16 protein-coding genes are annotated in these 17,391 nt (G+C 52.4%); 3 read left to right on the top strand and 13 right to left on the bottom strand.

The genetic code is table 11. The annotated features are described in order from the left end of the window. Nucleotides 1-34: 34 nt before the first annotated feature. Together IMCC3135_RS19880 and IMCC3135_RS19875 are read right to left on the bottom strand one after the other, a co-directional pair. The gene (locus IMCC3135_RS19880) at nucleotides 35-2,077 is read right to left on the bottom strand and encodes an FAD-binding oxidoreductase (protein WP_088919196.1); all 2,043 of its coding nucleotides are present in this window, start codon (nucleotides 2,075-2,077) and stop codon (nucleotides 35-37) included. A 33-nt stretch (nucleotides 2,078-2,110) separates the two neighbouring features. Beyond that, entirely contained in the window at nucleotides 2,111-2,731 is a 621-nt protein-coding gene (locus IMCC3135_RS19875; protein ID WP_088919195.1) for a glutathione S-transferase family protein, read from the bottom strand. A gap of 134 nt (nucleotides 2,732-2,865) precedes the next feature. Here IMCC3135_RS19875 and IMCC3135_RS19870 point away from each other — a divergent pair, with 134 nt between their 5' ends. Beyond that, a complete protein-coding gene (locus IMCC3135_RS19870; RefSeq protein ID WP_088919194.1) occupies nucleotides 2,866-3,783 on the top strand; it encodes a LysR family transcriptional regulator in 918 nt (305 codons plus the stop codon). Here the strand turns inward: IMCC3135_RS19870 and IMCC3135_RS19865 are convergent. The 4 genes from IMCC3135_RS19865 to qhpG form a co-directional block, all read right to left on the bottom strand. After that, complete coding sequence (locus tag IMCC3135_RS19865) at nucleotides 3,774-4,211, bottom strand: MerR family transcriptional regulator (protein ID WP_088919193.1); 438 nt, start codon at nucleotides 4,209-4,211, stop codon at nucleotides 3,774-3,776. The two genes, IMCC3135_RS19870 and IMCC3135_RS19865, sit on opposite strands and share 10 nt — an antisense overlap. A gap of 72 nt (nucleotides 4,212-4,283) precedes the next feature. After that, nucleotides 4,284-5,138 carry a 23S rRNA (adenine(2030)-N(6))-methyltransferase RlmJ gene (locus tag IMCC3135_RS19860; RefSeq protein ID WP_088919192.1) on the bottom strand — a complete coding sequence of 285 codons (855 nt, stop codon included), beginning with the start codon at nucleotides 5,136-5,138 and terminating at the stop codon, nucleotides 4,284-4,286. Nucleotides 5,139-5,183: 45 nt separating this feature from the next. Then, entirely contained in the window at nucleotides 5,184-6,038 is an 855-nt protein-coding gene (locus tag IMCC3135_RS19855) for an EamA family transporter (RefSeq protein WP_088919191.1), read from the bottom strand. A 200-nt stretch (nucleotides 6,039-6,238) separates the two neighbouring features. Further along, complete coding sequence (gene qhpG / locus IMCC3135_RS19850; protein ID WP_088919190.1) at nucleotides 6,239-7,588, bottom strand: flavin-dependent monooxygenase QhpG; 1,350 nt, start codon at nucleotides 7,586-7,588, stop codon at nucleotides 6,239-6,241. 83 nt (nucleotides 7,589-7,671) lie between these two features. Between qhpG and IMCC3135_RS19845 the strand changes: the two genes are divergently transcribed. Then, nucleotides 7,672-9,417 (top strand): AMP-binding protein, encoded by a 1,746-nt coding sequence (locus IMCC3135_RS19845; protein WP_088921955.1) that lies wholly within the window; start codon nucleotides 7,672-7,674, stop codon nucleotides 9,415-9,417. A gap of 267 nt (nucleotides 9,418-9,684) precedes the next feature. Then, nucleotides 9,685-10,098, top strand: a complete 414-nt coding sequence (locus tag IMCC3135_RS19840; protein ID WP_157736142.1) for a hypothetical protein — start codon at nucleotides 9,685-9,687, stop codon at nucleotides 10,096-10,098. 620 nt (nucleotides 10,099-10,718) lie between these two features. Here IMCC3135_RS19840 and IMCC3135_RS19835 read toward each other — a convergent pair. The 7 genes from IMCC3135_RS19835 to IMCC3135_RS19805 all read right to left on the bottom strand — a co-directional run bounded on the left by IMCC3135_RS19835 (nucleotide 10,719) and on the right by IMCC3135_RS19805 (nucleotide 17,157). Further along, complete coding sequence (locus tag IMCC3135_RS19835) at nucleotides 10,719-11,348, bottom strand: SAVED domain-containing protein (protein WP_157736141.1); 630 nt, start codon at nucleotides 11,346-11,348, stop codon at nucleotides 10,719-10,721. A 60-nt stretch (nucleotides 11,349-11,408) separates the two neighbouring features. Beyond that, nucleotides 11,409-12,884 (bottom strand): IS66 family transposase, encoded by a 1,476-nt coding sequence (gene tnpC, locus IMCC3135_RS19830; protein ID WP_088919187.1) that lies wholly within the window; start codon nucleotides 12,882-12,884, stop codon nucleotides 11,409-11,411. 8 nt (nucleotides 12,885-12,892) lie between these two features. Next, nucleotides 12,893-13,918, bottom strand: coding sequence for a hypothetical protein (locus IMCC3135_RS19825; protein ID WP_088919186.1), 1,026 nt, complete (start codon nucleotides 13,916-13,918; stop codon nucleotides 12,893-12,895). Continuing rightward, nucleotides 13,905-14,408 carry a Mov34/MPN/PAD-1 family protein gene (locus tag IMCC3135_RS35615; RefSeq protein ID WP_088919185.1) on the bottom strand — a complete coding sequence of 168 codons (504 nt, stop codon included), beginning with the start codon at nucleotides 14,406-14,408 and terminating at the stop codon, nucleotides 13,905-13,907. Before IMCC3135_RS35615 ends, IMCC3135_RS19825 begins: the two co-directional genes overlap by 14 nt. Beyond that, the gene (locus IMCC3135_RS19815) at nucleotides 14,392-15,183 is read right to left on the bottom strand and encodes a ThiF family adenylyltransferase (RefSeq protein ID WP_157736140.1); all 792 of its coding nucleotides are present in this window, start codon (nucleotides 15,181-15,183) and stop codon (nucleotides 14,392-14,394) included. Before IMCC3135_RS19815 ends, IMCC3135_RS35615 begins: the two co-directional genes overlap by 17 nt. 109 nt (nucleotides 15,184-15,292) lie before the next feature. Next, the gene (locus IMCC3135_RS19810) at nucleotides 15,293-16,120 is read right to left on the bottom strand and encodes a hypothetical protein (protein WP_088919183.1); all 828 of its coding nucleotides are present in this window, start codon (nucleotides 16,118-16,120) and stop codon (nucleotides 15,293-15,295) included. Further along, on the bottom strand, nucleotides 16,117-17,157 hold the full coding sequence (locus IMCC3135_RS19805; RefSeq protein ID WP_088919182.1) for a nucleotidyltransferase domain-containing protein: 1,041 nt from the start codon (nucleotides 17,155-17,157) through the stop codon (nucleotides 16,117-16,119). The genes IMCC3135_RS19810 and IMCC3135_RS19805 overlap by 4 nt, the downstream gene beginning before the upstream one ends. Between the last annotated feature and the right edge of the window lie 234 nt (nucleotides 17,158-17,391).

Here is a 17,391-nt window from a genome sequence, read left to right as displayed (position 1 = left end):
AATCAATTGATCTGGAGTTCTGTTTTCGAATCACTTAGAGTGCGATTTTCAGCGTCGCGCTATCCTTGGCAGGAACGGCACAGCAGATCAGGACCTGATCGGGATCTCGTTGCGCGGAGGGTGTTGTACGGTAGGTCACGTTGCCGCTGACCAATGTGGCGGCGCAGCTGCCGCAACTGCCACTACGGCAGCCGTAAGCGGGGGTCAATCCATGCATTTCGGCCAGCTCCAGCAAGGTAGCGTCGCCTTTGTTCCAGCGTTGTTCAACATCACTCACGGTGAAGTGCACGAGGGCATCGTCTGCCTCGTCAAGCTGTTGCTCGATAATGACACCGGGCTCAGGTCTGCGAGTCAGACTCGATGGGCCAAAGGCTTCTGCGTAAATCCGGGAGTCACTCACCCCCAGCTCCTGCAGACTGTCATACATGGCTTGTATGAAGGCGGCAGGTCCGCACAGCATGAAGTCGTAGTCATCCAGAGCAAGTCTGGATTTGAGTACCTCGGTGTTGATGCGCCCGTCACTCCCCGAGATGTATGACAGGTATCGCAGCTTGCCTCCGCTATAAAGTTCAAGTTGGCTTAATTGATCGGCAAAGGCACGTTGTTCGATGGACTGGGAGGCGTGCAGAATGGTCAGCTCGCGTGTGTGGCGGGTCAGTACACCCTGATTGGCAACATGCTGTGCCATCGCCATCATGGGTGTTATGCCGACGCCTGCCGCGAGTAATACGGCGGGGCGATGCTCAGCGGGGTCCAGGAAGAAGTCACCACGCGGTGCCCTGATCTCAATGATGTCACCTGTCTTGAGGCTCTGGTGCAGGTGGTTCGACATGACACCATCAGGCTCGCGTTTGACTGAGATGCGGTAATACGATTCACCCGGGGCTGATGAAACGGTGTAATTTCTGATGACTGCCGCCGAGCTTGTCTGTATTTGTGCGCGAAGCGTCAGATGCTGTCCGGCCTCGAAGCTGGGCAAGCCGTGGCCATCCGTAGGTTCCAGATAAAAGGATCGAATCACTTCACTCTCGTCCTGTATACGAGTGACGGCAAAAGGGCGCCAGGCGTCGCGCTGGGCTTCGGCGGCCAGTGCCATTTCGGCTTGTTGCCAGCTTCCGGTCAGCAGGGTATTGGCCGAGAATTCTTCCAGTATTGAGCGGAACGGCAAAGCATTGCTGATGCGTATGGCGTGATCCAGCTTGAAGCGCCAGGCCCGTTCTGCACCCTGAAATGCCTGCACGACAGGATCGTGTTCCCACAAGATCTCAACACTGCCTGTTAGCTGCAGAACATCACCGGTATTGAAGTCTGTGAATATCAGACCGGCTTTGGGGTTTACCGTAAAATTGCCCAGTGTATTGAACAGATAGTTGCCGGGGTAGTCGGGGATGGTCAGCGTGTCCCCTTCCACCTTGACGAAGCCAGGCTGTCCGCCGCGGTGCGAGACATCGACGCCTTCTGTCGTTGGTTGATCCCGAGGGATGGCGTAACTGGCGACGAAAAAAGTGTCGGCAGCTGTAATCAGATCTCGGGCGGCAGTATCCAGACTTTGCAATCGGGTCATCTGATCATTCGAACCCGATTTGCCTGCATCGCGAACGAAATCTACAGAACGTTTTTGTATGTACTGGGGGCAATTGCCGAAGGATTGATCAACCTGTGCGCTAAAACCCTCTGTAGATTTGCTGGCGACAGTCACATTGACGCGATTACGCCGACGTGTGGTTATATCAATGCCCAACAGGCCCAATGGCTTGCCAGGTAGCAGGTTCTCTGACAGAGGATCGCCGAAGAGAGGGCTTGCTGCAATCTCAAGTGTGGTCGGTGTGTCCGATTGGATGAATCCTGGCTTGCCGGGCACGATGGAGGCCCAGGGGCTGCCGTTCTGATCGACGCTACCGACAACCAGAAAAGGCAGCTGCTGAAAAAATGCCCGATGCTGATCAGGCATGAAATTGCGAATGGCCTGGCGTGCAAAGGCCGCTACAGACTCGAGGCTGCCAGTGCGTGCCTGGATCTGCAATTCTCCGGCGTGAAACGGCGAGTCTTGCGACGAGTCTGTAGTGGGCTTGTTCATGAATATTCCTGATTTCTGTCGATCAGTGCTCGATCAGGCCAGCAGGCCAGCTTTGGTTGCAGGCATAGGCTTGAAGCCGTCCAGAGCTTCAATGCTTTGCAGCCAGCGGCGAACATGCGGGTAGGGCTCGAGTGAAACATAGCCTTCAGGAGCATGAGCGGCATAGCTATACAGGGCAACGTCTGCAATGGTGGCGGTTTCACCGACCAGAAACACTCTATCGGCCAGATGCGCTTCAAGCTTATCAAACAGGCGGGCTGAGATGAGTTGGGTGAACTCGGCATCGAGTGGGGCGTTGAACACGGTAATCAATCGGGCAGCGGCGGGACCGAACGCCAGCTCACCGGCTGCCAGTGTCAGGAATTTCTGTACTTGTGCTTCCAGTGCCGGTTCTTGTGGCAGGTAGGCGGGCGCGTACTTTCTTGCCAGATAGACCAGGATGGCGTTTGCATCACTGATAACGACATCCCCATCTTCGATAACGGGAACCTGACCAGCTGGGTTGAGCGCCAGAAAGTCAGCTTGTTTGTGGGCGCCATTAGGCAGATCTACCGTAATGAGTTCGTGCGCAATGCCGGCCAGACTGGCAAAAAGCTCGACGCGATGTGCGTGGCCGGAAAGAGGAAATGTGTGAATACGAATTGGCTTGGACATAAGATATCAGCGTCTGGATAAAGGGATCTTGTTGGTGAATGCATCGTAGGCATGATCTGTTATGAAGACAATGGGCATCTCTGGGATTCATTATGTACAATATGTGGATAGAGTGAGCAGAGACGGGAGGCTCCATGGATACGATCGAAAGCATGCGTACGTTCGCTGCGGTGGCTGCAGAGCAGTCATTTACCGGGGGCGGCAAACGGCTGGATATCAGTACCAAACTTGCCAGCAAATATGTTCAGCAGCTGGAGACTCGCCTGGGCGTACAGTTGTTCAACAGAACCACTCGAAGTGTGCGACTGACCGATATCGGTCTGGCGTACCTGGAGCGTTGCCAGCCTTTGTTGGACCAGTTCGAGGAACTGGAAGGCCTGGTGCAGACCCGTCATTCGGAGCTGGCTGGACGCATCCGTATTTCAGCTCCCAGCGCGTTTGGCAGTAGTGAATTGGTTGCCGCACTGGCACCGTTCCAGATGACACACCCGAAGGTGAGCATCGATTTGCACCTGTCGGATAAACGGGTTGCGTTGATTGAGGATGGGCATGATCTGGCTGTGCGCTTCGGCAAGCTGGAGGATTCGAGCCTGATTGCGCGTCGCTTGCTCGATATGAGAATGGTGACGGTGGTCTCTTCGCAGTATCTGGAATTACACGGTGAACCTGAAAAGCCTGAAGCCTTGGCGTCTCATGATTGTCTGATTCAGCAATCATCGACCACTCCGGAGCACTGGAAATTCATGGGTGCTGGAGGGACACGTACCGTTCGGGTTAACGGCAGCTTTCGAGCCAACTCGCCACGTGCCATTGCCCATATGGCGGCACAGGGTCTGGGAATTGGCCGTTGCCCCAAGTATGTTGCCGATCCTTTTCTGAAAAGCGGCGAGTTGCAATTACTGTTCGAGGAGATGGAAACCAGCGAATTCGCCCTGTACGCGGTCTATCCTCCCAATCGTTATTTGACAGTCCGTATTCGTGCGCTTATCGATCATCTGGTCAGTTTTTATGCTGATCCGAGTGCCATGATTGTAGTATCAACTCATGCCTGAATGGGGTTGGCATGATCCTCTGTAAGGCAAAGTGAGTGATCGCCCAGCACTTCAAGAATGCGACACTGGCTGGCGACCCCACCATCACATTCAGACAGCATTCTGCCTAGTTCATCACGGATGGCCTGCAGATTTGCCAGACGCCGGTCAACTTCATCCAGCTGTTCACGTACGATAACGTCGATCGGCTCGCAACTGGCCGCAGGGCGGTCTGCCAGGCCCAGGAGTTGTCGAATGGCATCCAGGGTAAAGCCCAGTTCGCGAGCGTGGCGAATGAAACCGAGCCGGCGTACCGAGCCTTGGTCAAAGCGCCTTTGTCCGCCTTCACTTCTGCCCAGTGGTGTTATCAGTCCGATTTCCTCGTAATAGCGAACGGTTGGCACCTTGGTATTGGTCAGCTTGCCCAGTTGACCGATCGAAAAAACCATAAGGATCTCCCTTGAAAGCTCTAATGACTAGAGGTTTTATAGGCGTTCCAGTTCAATTCAATACCGTATAGCTTATTCGCTGGCGGTCAGGGAGTAACTGGCCTTGTTGTCCTGACCCAATAGAGACACCATCTCCGGCAGCGCTTCTGCCAGACTCTGCTGCAAGGTCCAGGGCGGGTTGATGACGAACATGCCACTGCCGGTCATACCGCCGAGGGACGGATCGCAAATGTCCAGCCTGGCCGATAGCCAGGGTAGCCCGAGGGTGTCGCACAGCTGGGGAACCAGTGTCTTTACGGCAGGTTTGTCCAGTACTGGATACCATAAAGCGTAGACACCGGTTGCAAAGCGAGTGCAGGCAGACTGTAGTGCCTTGATCACATCGGCATAATCGTCTGGCAGCTCGTAGGCGGGATCTATCAACGTCAGGGCACGGCGTGGGGCTGGTGGCAGCAGGGCTTTGAGACCGGCCAGTCCATCGCCGTGGACCAGCTGGACTTGTCGCCTGTGGCGTGACATGCGGTTCTGCAGATCAGGTGCTTCATTCGAATGTAATTCGAAGAGCTTCAGCTTGTCCTGTTTGCGCAACAATGCCTGCGACAACTGCGGTGAGCCGGGATAGTAGCTCAGAGCCTGAGTCGTGTCGGTGCTCTCCGGGTTGAACGAACGCACCAGATCGCGATAGCGCAGCAGAGCGGCTGAATTCAGATTGGATGTCTGATGAATACGCTCAATGCCACTCTGGTACTCACGGTTCTTTTGAGCGAAGGCTGAGTTCAGCTCATAGCCGCCGGCGCCGGCGTGGGTGTCGATTATCCAGAAGGGTGTCTCTTTGCGGGACAGGTAATCGATACACTGAATCTGCACGGTATGTTTGAGAACATCCGCATGGTTCCCGGCATGGTAGCCGTGACGGTAGGAAAGCATGTTGTGTCTGAATTTATCGGGGTTGTCTGGGACTCAATACAAGAGTCAAGGCGGGGTTCGTGCATCTGACAGGGTAATGCCGATGGCGGCAATGATCACACAAGTGATGGCTATCATACCCTGCAGGCCAATTCGCTCTCCCAGTAACAGGGCACCAACCAGCGCTGCAACACCGGGTTCCAGGCTGACCAGTACGCCATAGGTTCGGGCCGGCAGGCGTTTCAATGCGGTAAATTCAAAGGTGAACGGTATGGTCGTTGAGAGCAATGCCACACCAATACTTGCAAGCAATATCAGTGGGTTGGTGACGAGTATGCCGGCAACAGGGAGGGCAAAGGGGATCATTGCGAGGGCTGCAACGGCCATCCCTATCGCCAGGCCATCATTGCCCGGAATGAGCTTTCCGACCCGGCCTGCAAAAATAATGAAGCATGCCCATCCCGTACCCGCCATCAACGCGAAGAGAATTCCGATCGGATCCAGATCTGCACCGGACAGTGGTGATAGCAGGACAATACCCAGTGCTGCCAGAGCTATCCAGGCAAATTGAGTCAATCGTCTGGAGGCCAGAGCAGCCACCCCCAGAGGACCGATAAACTCAAAGGCTACCGCTGCTCCCAACGGGATGCGAGCGAGGGCCTGGTAGAAGAAAAGGTTCATGGCAGCGATGCTCAGTCCAAAAACCACCAGCAGTTTCCAGTGCAGCCTGAATGTCTGGACCAGAGTACGCAAGCCGGTGCGTGCTGCCAGGCCTAGCAGTATGGCTGAGAATATGATGCGTACGGCCACCGTGCCACTGGCACCGAGCACCGGGAAAAGATGGATGGCGACGGCTGCGCCAACTTGAATGGCTACGATTGAGAGTAGGACCAGGCCTTGCGGCGGAATGCTATTGATCATGTCACGCTTTCAGGGACGCTTTGATTTTCCAGAACGCGTCGCGGCCCGCATTCGAGTCAGGGGCAGGGGCAGGATTGTTGGAAAGCATTGTTGCGTTTTTCGCACGAGTATCGGGGCCCGATTGGAACAGTAACGACTGTCAAGTTCAAGGAGAATCGGGCAATGGGCGTCAATGGCGTGCGCGCAGTGCGAGGTCCTCGTCAGTCACTGCGCAGATCAAGTAAGTGACGCTGTGCCAGCCAGGTGATGGCCGCGCCGACCGACTGCATCGGCCAGTCGCTGCCGGCGCAGAATGCCTCCAGATCCTGACGTGCCGGAACACCGCCTTTCTGCCGGATGTATTCCAGCAGTTCTACCAATGGAACCTCGCCAACCACCCAGGTGCCGCGAGGCGTATCGGGGCAGCTCACCACCTGACGATTCTCTATATAGCCATTGATCGAGACTGGCCGGATTTCGATTTGCCCGATACCCGGTTCCGGGGCTGGGTGAGAAGGTTCGGCATCGGGCCAGTGTTGGCGTCGAGACCAGAAGCTATGCTCCGGCCAATGCGTTTCCAATTGATAGAAATCGCGACCAGTCCGGGCCAGTCGCCAGAATTCATCGTGGACTCGATCACGGTAGAAGTTCATGGCGAGCTGCGCGTTTTCAGGGCGATCAAGCTGCGTCCGGATACAGCTGGCCAGAGTCATCGACAAGGCCATGGCTTCGAACATTCCATGGCCGGCAAGAGGGTCCAGTGCCAGCGCCGCATCACCGGCACGGGCATGAAACGGGCCGGGCATGGGTTCCGAATAGTTCAATCCGGAGCCTCGTACATAGGGCTCAATCAAAAGGTGTGAGTCCTGGACAATAGCGGCCGCCTCGTCACACTGCGAAATCAGCTGCAGGTAGTAGCTGCGCAGTTGTGCGCGTGAAGGTGGGCGATGCGTGGTGGCATCCACGAACATCTGCATCTGGGTGCGCCCATCAGGCAGGCGTGCATACCAGCACCAGCCATCGGCAAAGGAGGTGATGCCTGCAGCAGGCGTTGTCGCAGCACCTTGCCACCAGGCACCGACTCCCAATATTCCCGGGGCTTGCTGCAGCATCGCATTGGCAGGTGCTTGTCTGCCGCGCGCATCGACCCAATAGCGGGCGCAGATCGGTTGCTTGTCGACGGTAGTTTGCCAGCAACCCTCTTGCCAGATAACTCTGTCGACTCGACCAGGCAGTCTGTCAACATCCGCCTCGCCGGCATCTTGCCACAAGGCCTTGTCAAATTCAGAACGCTGTACCAGGTATTCCTGGTTGCCCCCGAATTGTTCGCCTGACCACCTTGCCTGTCGCAACACCAAAGGGCCCAAAGAGGCCAGGGCGTTCTTGCAGTCGGATGCACGCAGGGCAAGCACACCACGTTCCGTCATGCCTTCCAGTGAATCGAATCGGCGTGCAGTTCCGCACAACAGCACCTTGAGGCCAAAGCGTTGCAAATGAATAGCGAGCAGGCTGCCGGCGGGTCCACTGCCACTGATGAATACATCGTATGGAGTGGGGCAAGGGGATTTCATGTCTGAACCTTTGACTTGCACCGATGTTGTTAATAGAGTACAGCATGGGTCGCAACGCGACTGATACGCGGGAGAAATCATTGATGAGCAACGACGAGCACGAGAGTAAGGACGGACGTATTCCTTCGGAAGGGCTTTCGCAAGTAACAGGGCCTGTGTCAGAGCCATTGTTGACGCTGAGTATTCCGGCATTGCTGCAACAGACAGTTGCCTTACATGGCAATCGGGACGCAGCCGTGTTCGTTGCTCAGGGGATACGCTGGAGCTATAAGGAGTTTTCCGATCGAGTCGATGCTCTGGCTATCGGCTTGCTGAATCTGGGTTTGCAGGCGGGTGATCGAGTCGGCATATGGTCACCCAACCGGGTGGAATGGTTATTGGCCCAATTCGCCTCGGCGCGTATTGGCTTGATACTGGTGAACATCAATCCGGCCTACCGGACCAGTGAGCTTGAATATTCTCTCAACAAGGTCAGTTGCAAGGCGCTGATTACGGCTGAACAGTTCAAATCATCAAACTATGTTGACATGCTGCGCGAGCTGGCGCCCGAGCTTGATAGCTGTCAGGCGGGCGAACTGGTATCAGCCCGTCTGCCCGCCTTGCAGATCGTGATCAAGGTGGGGGATGCGGCAGCCGGCATATACGCCTTTGATGACATAGCAGGTGGTACTGGTAAGGCGACAGAGGCGCAGTTGCAGCAACTTGATCGATTGACAGCAAGTATTGATATCGATGATGCCATCAATATCCAGTTTACCAGCGGTACCACGGGCATGCCCAAAGGGGCCACCCTGACGCATCGCAATATCGTCAACAACGCGCATTTTGTCACCCGAGCCATTGGCCTGACTGAAAACGATCGTCTGTGCATACCGGTACCGTTCTACCATTGTTTTGGCATGGTCATGGGTACGCTGGGTTGTGTCAGCAAGGGGGCAACGATGGTCGTACCGACAGAAGGCTTTGAGCCACTTGCCACCTTGCGCGTACTCAGCAATGAGCAGTGCACTGCGATGTACGGTGTACCTACCATGTTTGTTGCCATGCTGGACCACCCTGAATTGAAGGACTTCGAATTCAAGCACCTGCGTACCGGCATCATGGCAGGCTCGCCGTGTCCTGTTGAAGTCATGAAGCGCGTCCAGTCCACACTGAATATGGATCAGGTCACGATTGCCTACGGCATGACAGAAACCAGTCCGGTATCGTTTCAGAGCAGTGTCAACGACTCACTGGAAAAACGTGTCTCCTCGGTAGGACAGGTGCATCCGCATGTGAGTGTGAAGATTATTGATGAGGACCAGAATGTCGTGCCTGTAGGCACTCAGGGAGAGCTCTGTACTCGGGGATATTCGGTCATGCAAGGCTATTGGGAAGATGCTGAGCAGACGCAAGGCAGTATCGATTCGCAAGGCTGGATGCACACCGGTGACCTGGCCACGCTCGATGCAGAAGGTTTTTGCAATATAACCGGACGAGTCAAAGACATGATCGTACGTGGTGGTGAAAATGTTTATCCGCGTGAAATAGAAGAATATCTGTACACCATGCCCGGTGTCACCCAGGTACAGGTTTTTGGTGTGCCGGATGAAAAATATATCGAGGCGGTGTGTGCCTGGATAGTCTGCCGGAATGATGCCGATGGGCAATCCATAACCAAAGAATCAGTGACGGATTTTTGCAAGGGCAAGATCGCCCATTACAAGATTCCCAGCTATGTGCAGGTTGTTGAGGAGATCCCCATGACCGTGACCGGTAAGGCGCAGAAATTCATCATGCGAAAACGCATGGTAGAAAAGCTGGAGCTGGTTGAGGCGAAAACGGCTTGAGATCCACACCCTGAGAAGAGTCATTCAATGCGCAATGGACATATTCCAGCTTCGGCATTTTTCCTTGTAGCGCTAACAGCTTGCAGTGCCCCTTCACCAGTGTCGCTGGTGAAGGAGGGACAAGAGATCAGGGTTCCAGAGTCGCTCGCTGGTAATTGGGTTTGTGGGGCAACGCATTCGAGCCGACAGAATGGGCACGATATGAGAGTGTCCAGTGACAGCCAATGGCTCATAGGCACCGATGGGAGATTTCAGCTGGCTGGGCGAATGGATTTTGTCGCCATTGGTGAAGAATTCAGTGTTTCCATGTTCGGCGAAGGAGTGGCTCAAATGGCTGACGGAAGAGCCTGGACGAAATATGAGAACGTCATCCTGTTGCCGGTGACAGACAAGCTTGGCAAGTTAGCCGTTGGCGTTTTAAAAGCGTCTTTAAACCAACAATACCCCAGGTTCGAAACAGCGAGCTATTCGGTTGAGGGCGAGTACTTGACGTCAATCTCTGAGCCCAGAGGTATAGAGACTAATTGTACTAGTTGGCGGGAATGGGAGATGTTGTGTCAAGAGCAAGTCAAAACACCTTGTGGGTTTCGAGTTGATGAAGTTCAGCTTGTCGCTATCAAGCAGGAATTCCTGGAGAAACAGGTAGTGTTGGAATTCGACTTGGACCGACTGCCGGATTAAAGCAAGAGGCGATCGGGCAGCCAGCGTTCAACGCGCTAGTTGCAATACCCAAACGACGAAGGCCAACTTTCGTCAGCAAGGATTCTCTTTCCGCAGAAATCCGAGGACATTTGTTTGCCAGACGGTGCTGAGAACATTACGATCGAAGACGTACCGAGGCGCTAGCTCTATCGCATAGAGAAAAGTGAGGTAGTTACAGGTGCACGCATAGGAGGTTTATTTCCTGAAAATTTTGAATTTTCACAGTTCAGGAAAACCGCACCGTTCCAGTTGTGGGGTGTAAATGAAGTTAGTTATTTTCGCACGGATCAATACTTCTGAGTTGGAACGCTACCCAACGCGGATTGGGGGATTACTGTCCAGCCGGTTCTGGCCAACACCCGACATACGAGCGTTGCGATAGCGTAGGTCTGCTTAGTGCTTGGTAGCGGCCATTGGAAATGGTTTAGGAAACTTGTATCCGGGAAGCAACAGGCTCGTCGACTTTATGCGGCGGGTCCGTTTGTTTGTCCTTGAGTCATATACCCTCACCTTTTACTAGAAAAAGCCAGTATGTATACTTAATATACAACTACGTGTGACCACACGGCGAAACTCCTGCGGTGTCAAGATTCATCGCCTTAAGCAGTGTGGATTTCACATCTATTCCCGGTAGTAGAAATCAGGATACGAGGTTCCATGGTTTTTGCCTCATCGATGAAGTCGTAGAGCAAAATATCTGGATGGTAGTTGTCTATTGCCTGACCAAAGCAGACACAGGCGGCATTCGATGCACAAGGCATAAGATGGACTTTACTGACGTTGTGCTTATCTTTGAGCAGATGGAGCAACTCTTGAATACGTTGTCTGAACGACAAAGCATCTTCCGGATGCCCCAGCACACCATTAGTAAGATCACCTTCGGGCCTGATCATCAGGATCTTATGACCCAGATCACTGGCAGCTTTCTCCATGCCCTCTGGTAGAGCGGTCAATGCTAACTGGATGGTGACCTCCGGTTCGTTTGCAGACAGCTCGCCCAGTCCAGTGATGTTTGAACAATCGTCTGTCGGATCATTTGCAGGCCAAAACCATTTTCCACCTTCACGATGCTTCAGCATTGGGAAAATAGAGGACTTGTTTCCTATTTTCGCACCAAGTGCGATAAGCGCAGGCATGGTGCCGGTTGCGAATAGTGCAGCGCGGTAGTTTTTACCTGATGCGACTACCTCAACTCTTGTGGCCGCGGCATTTATCGCTGCAGGAAGCACTCTCCATCGGTAACCGTTCACGGCCCCGCATGCGGGGTGTAGGAACCGCAGCTGATTCTTTCAGCTAGTCGCTAACCGAGGCGTATCAAACGGAAAGCGCACTTTCACCTCGCCCTCAATCATCGACTGGTGACACGCGATGCGGATAAACTGATAGCTTGAGATCCCTATCCGTTGTGCAGTGCCCACGATGCTCAGTATCAAGGGACGAAACTGATCGCCTTGATAAGATTGGGTGGCAAAGCTCAACTTGCGCCAGATCACATAGGGCCGAAGCGCACGCTCAGCGCTATTGTTGTCTAGCGGGATCCTGTGATCTTTGAGAAAGGTCCAACACATAGATTCTCGCTTGAGAAGATGTTGGCATTGACGTTTGGTTCGCCCATCGATTCGTAGCCGGGCACCTCGCTCCAGCGTCTGGTGAAAGCTGCGGCGTAGTCGCTGCATTCGCCGGTAATAAACGGCCTCGTCGATGAGTTGATCTTGCCATCGATGTCGGGTGCGGATAACCGCGTGGGCAAGTAATAAAAGTCGGCGTCCGATCTTGCCGCCATTGCTTACCCGTCCAGCAATATCGATGAATTTTCGAATCAGGTGCGGCCAACACAGTTGACGACGACTTTCCGGTACACGGTTATAACCCACGTAGTCATCAGTGACCAAATACCCTGTGAATTCGCCTAACAGCCTATCGGCAGCCTCTTTGCCGCGCGAGGCCTGTGTCAGGAAATAGCAAGCTTGCACACACACTAACGACCACAGCCAACGGCACTCATTGCCGCGAAAATGCCGTGTTTCATCGGCATGCGCCACGGGTTGTTGGCGAACAAAATCGCCAATCTGTCGGTACGGGTCGCCTAATGCGCTCGTCGCTTTTGCCTGAGCCTGAGAGAGGGCACCGAGACTGAAATGCAACTGCCAGTGCTCAACCAGATAATCCTGAATATTACGAATCGACAAATGATAACGCCCGGACAGATGAGCGATAAGTGCCACCAGATTGGGGCCCATCTGCCCCGAAGGCACGCTATCGGGAGTCTGGGCGCAATGATGTTTGCCACACCCGTTGCATTGCCCACCGAACAGCTGATGCTCAATCACTGAAAAACGCACCACCGGGATATCAAACACCTGGTGACGACAGCGTGGCTCGGGATCGACAAAAATAGAGCCACCACAGCCACAGGCCGCGGTCGGAAAATAGCGCTGAATCTGATCGACATCACTTTCGGGTACCAGCGGGCGTTCGTGCTTTTCATGACCCGGCTGCGCACCCTTTCGTTTTGTAGATTTGGGTTTCTTTTTTCGGTTGGCTCGTTGCGAGGTGGAGTCTGAAGAGGGTGGACGGGAGGAGTTACGCGAGCTTTTGCCCATGCGTTCGTTCAGCTCTCGAACCTGTTCAACAAGCTCCTCATTTTGCGCTTTAAGTTCTGAGACTATCGATTCTAACTGACCGACCACACCCCACAATTGCTCGATCTGAGTGCGAGCCTCATCAAGCGTTTGGGGTGGATTTAATAGATGAGGATCGGGCACGATGATGGCTAATAAACTCGCAGGGCCTTTTCTTCAGAATAGCCTACATAGTCAGAAAACGCTATTCCAACGCCGTGAACGCTTACTCTCCATCGGTCTGCCTGATCCATCGATCTCAGTGTCTCATCCTTTTCTACTATCGGAAGAAACTCACCAGACCATCGTGCTTTTAGGGGTTTAAGTGACTCCGCTATTTGCTGTTCAGTAGGCAAGGAAAATTGATCGTCTCGTACTGGCCAACATACACATATCGCGGGCATCGGCTCGTAGCGCATTGAGTCGAGAAGATTTTTGGCCTGATTACAAAATCGTGAACGCATATCGGTAATTACATGCGCTGGGTATTCGGCTTTAGCCACAGAATCCACCAATCGATGATGGACATCACACAACACCAGAATGTTCTCAGGCTTATTGGACAGCTCATTTGATAAATAAACCACGCCTCGAGCACCTTGCTCTGACGAAGCGACATTATGTGCCAAAGTTTTGTAATTGCCTGTTTTACCAGTGAGATGATCTATTGTCAAATCAACTGAGCATCCATCAAACATACATCGACCGTGTGAATCCAACAACACTTGATTTCGAGTGTCTGTTTTTATATTTGCCCCACGCCCTTTAGTCAGAATGCTCTTGAACAAAGAATCGAATAGATTATGTAGTTCGGCGATCGACACTCCGGCAGACTGGGCGATACCCCAGTGCTCGTTCAATTTTTCAAGGCTACGAACATCGTCGTGTGGAAACGATAACCCTGGCGTTGAAGCAATGATGAATTCGTCAGTAGTTGAACCCACCATTAAAGTTGCAATAGCAACGGTATCGTCTAACGCTAAGGCACAGCGAAAAACACAGACGATAGCCTCGTCGACCAGCAATAAAAATAGAATCGCACCGGGCTCTTTATCATAAATTACCCCTGCGCCTGTCCAGGCCAATTCACTTCCCACCAACTCAAGAAACTCAGTTGCCTGCTTTAACGTTGAAAAAGGCTTTTCGGTTGTTTGAATAAGTGTGTTACCGCAATTCATCGATTGCACATTCCTTTAGCTTTAGTGATTTGAAGTGATTTCCCCATTTGGAGTACAGGCGCACTGCCTGAGTGCCCACAATGGCAAACACCAATGGTCGTCCCGTATTTCTGTGTACACAGTGTTTCCAATCATCTAGATCAACGTGAGATGGGTTGGGTATATCTTGTGGATGTGTGTGCCACGTTCCCAGGTAGATTTGAGCACCGTTTGATTTTTCGTAGGCGTCGTTGACCATGCTCTGATGCATGCTATCGGTAAGCTTGAAATAGTGACGCGATTGCTCATCAAAGGGTGTCGCTATTGTCGAATCCTGAATCCAGATAGTCTTATTATCCTCGCTTGAAAGGCCAATGAGAACACCTGCAGTTTCGGGCGTTTCAAGCCTGATTTGCCTTTGAGAACGCCAAAGCAGCCAAACCTTGTGATGTATGTGGACCGATCGGCCTAGGCCTGCATAGTGAACAGGGTAGTCAGCCAACACAGACATCACATTCTCGGTTTTTCAGTGGCTCAACCTGTAAGGATTGAGTGAAGGAATGATATCGATAAGAAACTGAAAGACCTACATCGAGGGCTGCCTGCTCACTTCCTCTCCAGCTAACTCGCGACGATTTGGTATTCAGCCCGTTTAGGTATCCCATCGCCATTTCTGCCGCCATGGCTGCAGTCGTCTTTGCTGAAATACCGCTGTACGGGATGAATTGATGCCCACACCCAGCCAGCGTTGTCGTGATGTCCTGGTTCGGGGAAAGAAAATTCAAGTTCGATGCGAGTCCTTGCTCACAGGTGTCTGGATCGAGGTATGCGCATCGAAGACACCCTTGAGACTTGGGTATATCGAGTACAGCATGACCGCCGATGCCGTAACCTTCTAGCCAGGTATAGAGAACGGGCGTCTTCACATCATTTGTTGTTACAAAATCATGAAATTGTCGCTCGATGGTCGGCGTGCCAATCGCAACGACAATAAGGTCGTACTGATTGAGCTTCTCCACATCTGTCTTTAACTGAAGCGTCTCTTGATCCCACTGCGTAACAATCCACGGATAATGAAGGCTAAGATCGTGCGCGACACAGACAGATTTTGGCATGCCGACGCTACGCAAACCCAATGTATGTCTGTACAAATTGTCGCTTGAAAAATTATCCGGATCGGAAAGGTGGATTTCACCAACACCGGTGCACGCGATAGCGGTTGCAAGCTCACTCCCCACAGATCCGCAGCCTACAATGAGAATCGATTTTTCGTGTAGCTCAGTCAATGCGCCACTGCGTGGTAATAACCTATCCCGATCTAATACAGCGACCTCAACGGGATCTATTTTCCATAGCTTGCAATCAGCTTCAGATAAAGGAATGGATCGTTTGTTGTTACCTTAGGCTATCGAACCGTACTGCACAGCGAACAATCCCCGTCGGTGTGCTCGCATTGAATATCACCCAATGACGCTTACTCTTGAGTCGAGCATAGCGATTAAATCTGTTACCTGATGAAGTCGTTAGTGACTTTACCGCGTTCGCATACCATCTTGGTACGTCATCAGCAAGTAATGGTGCTGCCTCGATCGCGCTCAAATCGAGCATGATCGTTTTTCCGGATACTGGCCTGGAGTCCCATTTTGCAGAGTGACGTATCGCTTTAAACACGTCTCCATGTGATAGCGGCTCAGCTAAAGCAAGTAGTTTGGACTGAAGGCCAAATTCCTCTTTTGGCGCAGGCGTTTTTGTTTGTACGTGTTCATTGTCATCATCTGAAGCCGCACAGTACAGGGTGGGACAGACTATTTTGTCGCAAATTAAAGCCCAATTAGGTGAGAACTCCCGAATCAGTTCAGTGTGATTCCAGCCGGCATCAGTTGCCGCCTGCCGCACCAGTTCGACTTGCCGATTCAGTGCGTATTCGTACACCAGAGTAGGAACGTCATAGTTGATCGATACCGTTCCGTTGTCTCCTGCGCAAATAGCGGCGCTCTGTTTATCCGCGCTATACATGAGATGAGCAAGGTGCCCAAATTGCATCGGCTCAAGCAAGGAAAAGACCGGGAGCTTTTCTATCAGTTTACCTTCGGGAAAGCGATGGAGCAGCGTTGCTTTCTGGCCGTTGATATCGAACGACACTGAAAGGCAGTCACAGCTCTCATTATGCATTGCGTTGAATCCAGTTGCTACCAGGTGTTCAACTATTTCAACGTGATTCATGCGCCTTGTGATGTACCAACCGCACCAGCTGAAGAGAACGTCTTCGCGGCTTTTCCATCTGGCGTCTTCGGGGCATCGGGCACAGGGAAGTCATCACCGAACAACTCATTCATGATCTGGCACTGCTTGCGCACATCGTCCAGGCCTTCCGCTTCTTCGAGCTTACTGAGCATCTTCTTTAGTCGATTGCGAAACTGCGTCCCCGTGTCAGCGCTGGAGCCATCGAAAATATCGCGATAGGGTGAAACCGGTAAAGCGACCTGCACTTTGTAGCGATCTGCATCCACGTCAACGCATGTAAAGTACTCGTTGTCTAGTATCTGGCTAACGGTTTGACTTAGCGCTGACAGGTCGCTCGGAAAGCCCTCAGAATCAAGGTCAGAGACAAAGCACTCTTTTGCCATGACCGTGAGTCCGATCGAATAGACCTTAGATAGAACAGGATCGGAAAATTTGAAATCTCTCCACCGTTTCAGATAGCGAACGAGACGACGATATTGATCGTGCTTCTTTTCAGCCGGCGCGGCGTGTACCGACTGATCTTTCACCCAGCTTTTTAGTCCTTTCGGATCGGAAGGAGACCATTCACGGTTTTTCTCGTCTGAGTTATTCTTCCCGATGGCTAGTGAATACGAATCACCCGATTTTTTGTAAATGGGGTAGTCGATATGCACGTTGTCACTTGCGTAGTCTGCGGTGACACAGGACATTTTGATTTTGGCATTCTTAAATCCTCGATCTTCCAGTACCGAGAGCGTTTTTTTCTTAGGGTCCAGCGGATTCTCAGGCGCCTGATCGTCATCAATAACCAGTGTTCGATCAATATCCAGATCGCCCGAAAGTGGATGAATGGCAGTGTTGTTGCCGTGTGAACCCGTGAGAAAGTCATCGATTACCGGGTAACCGGCATCTTTGAATTCCTCTTTTACGTCAGCCGTTATGCTGTTGTCACGTTCACGTGCTTTTTTATATGCCTCGTCTTCGCGACTAAGCTTGATCTTGTTGTGAAATGTGTTGAAGTGCGCCTGAAGCCCCATTATTTATCCTCTGAATCGACGAGTGTAGATAGACGCGAGACAGGGCTACCACTTGTACTGACAGCACATCGATCAACAGTTAACCGGAAAATATAAGGGCATCAGAATTAAATGCAATACCTGACATAAATTTGTTTATGGTGCTGTCATCAAGGCAATAAAACCAAGTGTTTTCGGCGAAAAAAGAAAAATATGATGCGATTAAATGGGCGCAAAACTCACTCTCGGTCTCAG

The sequence above is a fragment of the Granulosicoccus antarcticus IMCC3135 genome, assembly GCF_002215215.1.
Classification (GTDB): Bacteria; Pseudomonadota; Gammaproteobacteria; order Granulosicoccales; family Granulosicoccaceae; genus Granulosicoccus; species Granulosicoccus antarcticus.
Note: the sequence above shows the minus strand (reverse complement) of the source record. Positions and strands in the feature narration are given on the sequence as shown.

What these genes read in the sequence shown, in the direction of transcription:
- IMCC3135_RS19875 (WP_088919195.1), bottom strand. Translation starts at nt 2,731, where the DNA reads ATGTCCAAGCCAATTCGTATTCACACATTTCCTCTTTCCGGCCACGCA.
- IMCC3135_RS35615 (WP_088919185.1), bottom strand. Translation starts at nt 14,408, where the DNA reads ATGTCTGTGTTGGCTGACTACCCTGTTCACTATGCAGGCCTAGGCCGA.
- qhpG (WP_088919190.1), bottom strand. Translation starts at nt 7,588, where the DNA reads ATGAAATCCCCTTGCCCCACTCCATACGATGTATTCATCAGTGGCAGT.
- IMCC3135_RS19865 (WP_088919193.1), bottom strand. Translation starts at nt 4,211, where the DNA reads ATGGTTTTTTCGATCGGTCAACTGGGCAAGCTGACCAATACCAAGGTG.
- IMCC3135_RS19845 (WP_088921955.1), top strand. Translation starts at nt 7,672, where the DNA reads ATGAGCAACGACGAGCACGAGAGTAAGGACGGACGTATTCCTTCGGAA.
- IMCC3135_RS19880 (WP_088919196.1), bottom strand. Translation starts at nt 2,077, where the DNA reads ATGAACAAGCCCACTACAGACTCGTCGCAAGACTCGCCGTTTCACGCC.
- IMCC3135_RS19870 (WP_088919194.1), top strand. Translation starts at nt 2,866, where the DNA reads ATGGATACGATCGAAAGCATGCGTACGTTCGCTGCGGTGGCTGCAGAG.
- IMCC3135_RS19825 (WP_088919186.1), bottom strand. Translation starts at nt 13,918, where the DNA reads ATGAATTGCGGTAACACACTTATTCAAACAACCGAAAAGCCTTTTTCA.
- IMCC3135_RS19840 (WP_157736142.1), top strand. Translation starts at nt 9,685, where the DNA reads ATGGATTTTGTCGCCATTGGTGAAGAATTCAGTGTTTCCATGTTCGGC.
- IMCC3135_RS19810 (WP_088919183.1), bottom strand. Translation starts at nt 16,120, where the DNA reads ATGAATCACGTTGAAATAGTTGAACACCTGGTAGCAACTGGATTCAAC.
- IMCC3135_RS19855 (WP_088919191.1), bottom strand. Translation starts at nt 6,038, where the DNA reads ATGATCAATAGCATTCCGCCGCAAGGCCTGGTCCTACTCTCAATCGTA.
- IMCC3135_RS19860 (WP_088919192.1), bottom strand. Translation starts at nt 5,138, where the DNA reads ATGCTTTCCTACCGTCACGGCTACCATGCCGGGAACCATGCGGATGTT.
- IMCC3135_RS19805 (WP_088919182.1), bottom strand. Translation starts at nt 17,157, where the DNA reads ATGGGGCTTCAGGCGCACTTCAACACATTTCACAACAAGATCAAGCTT.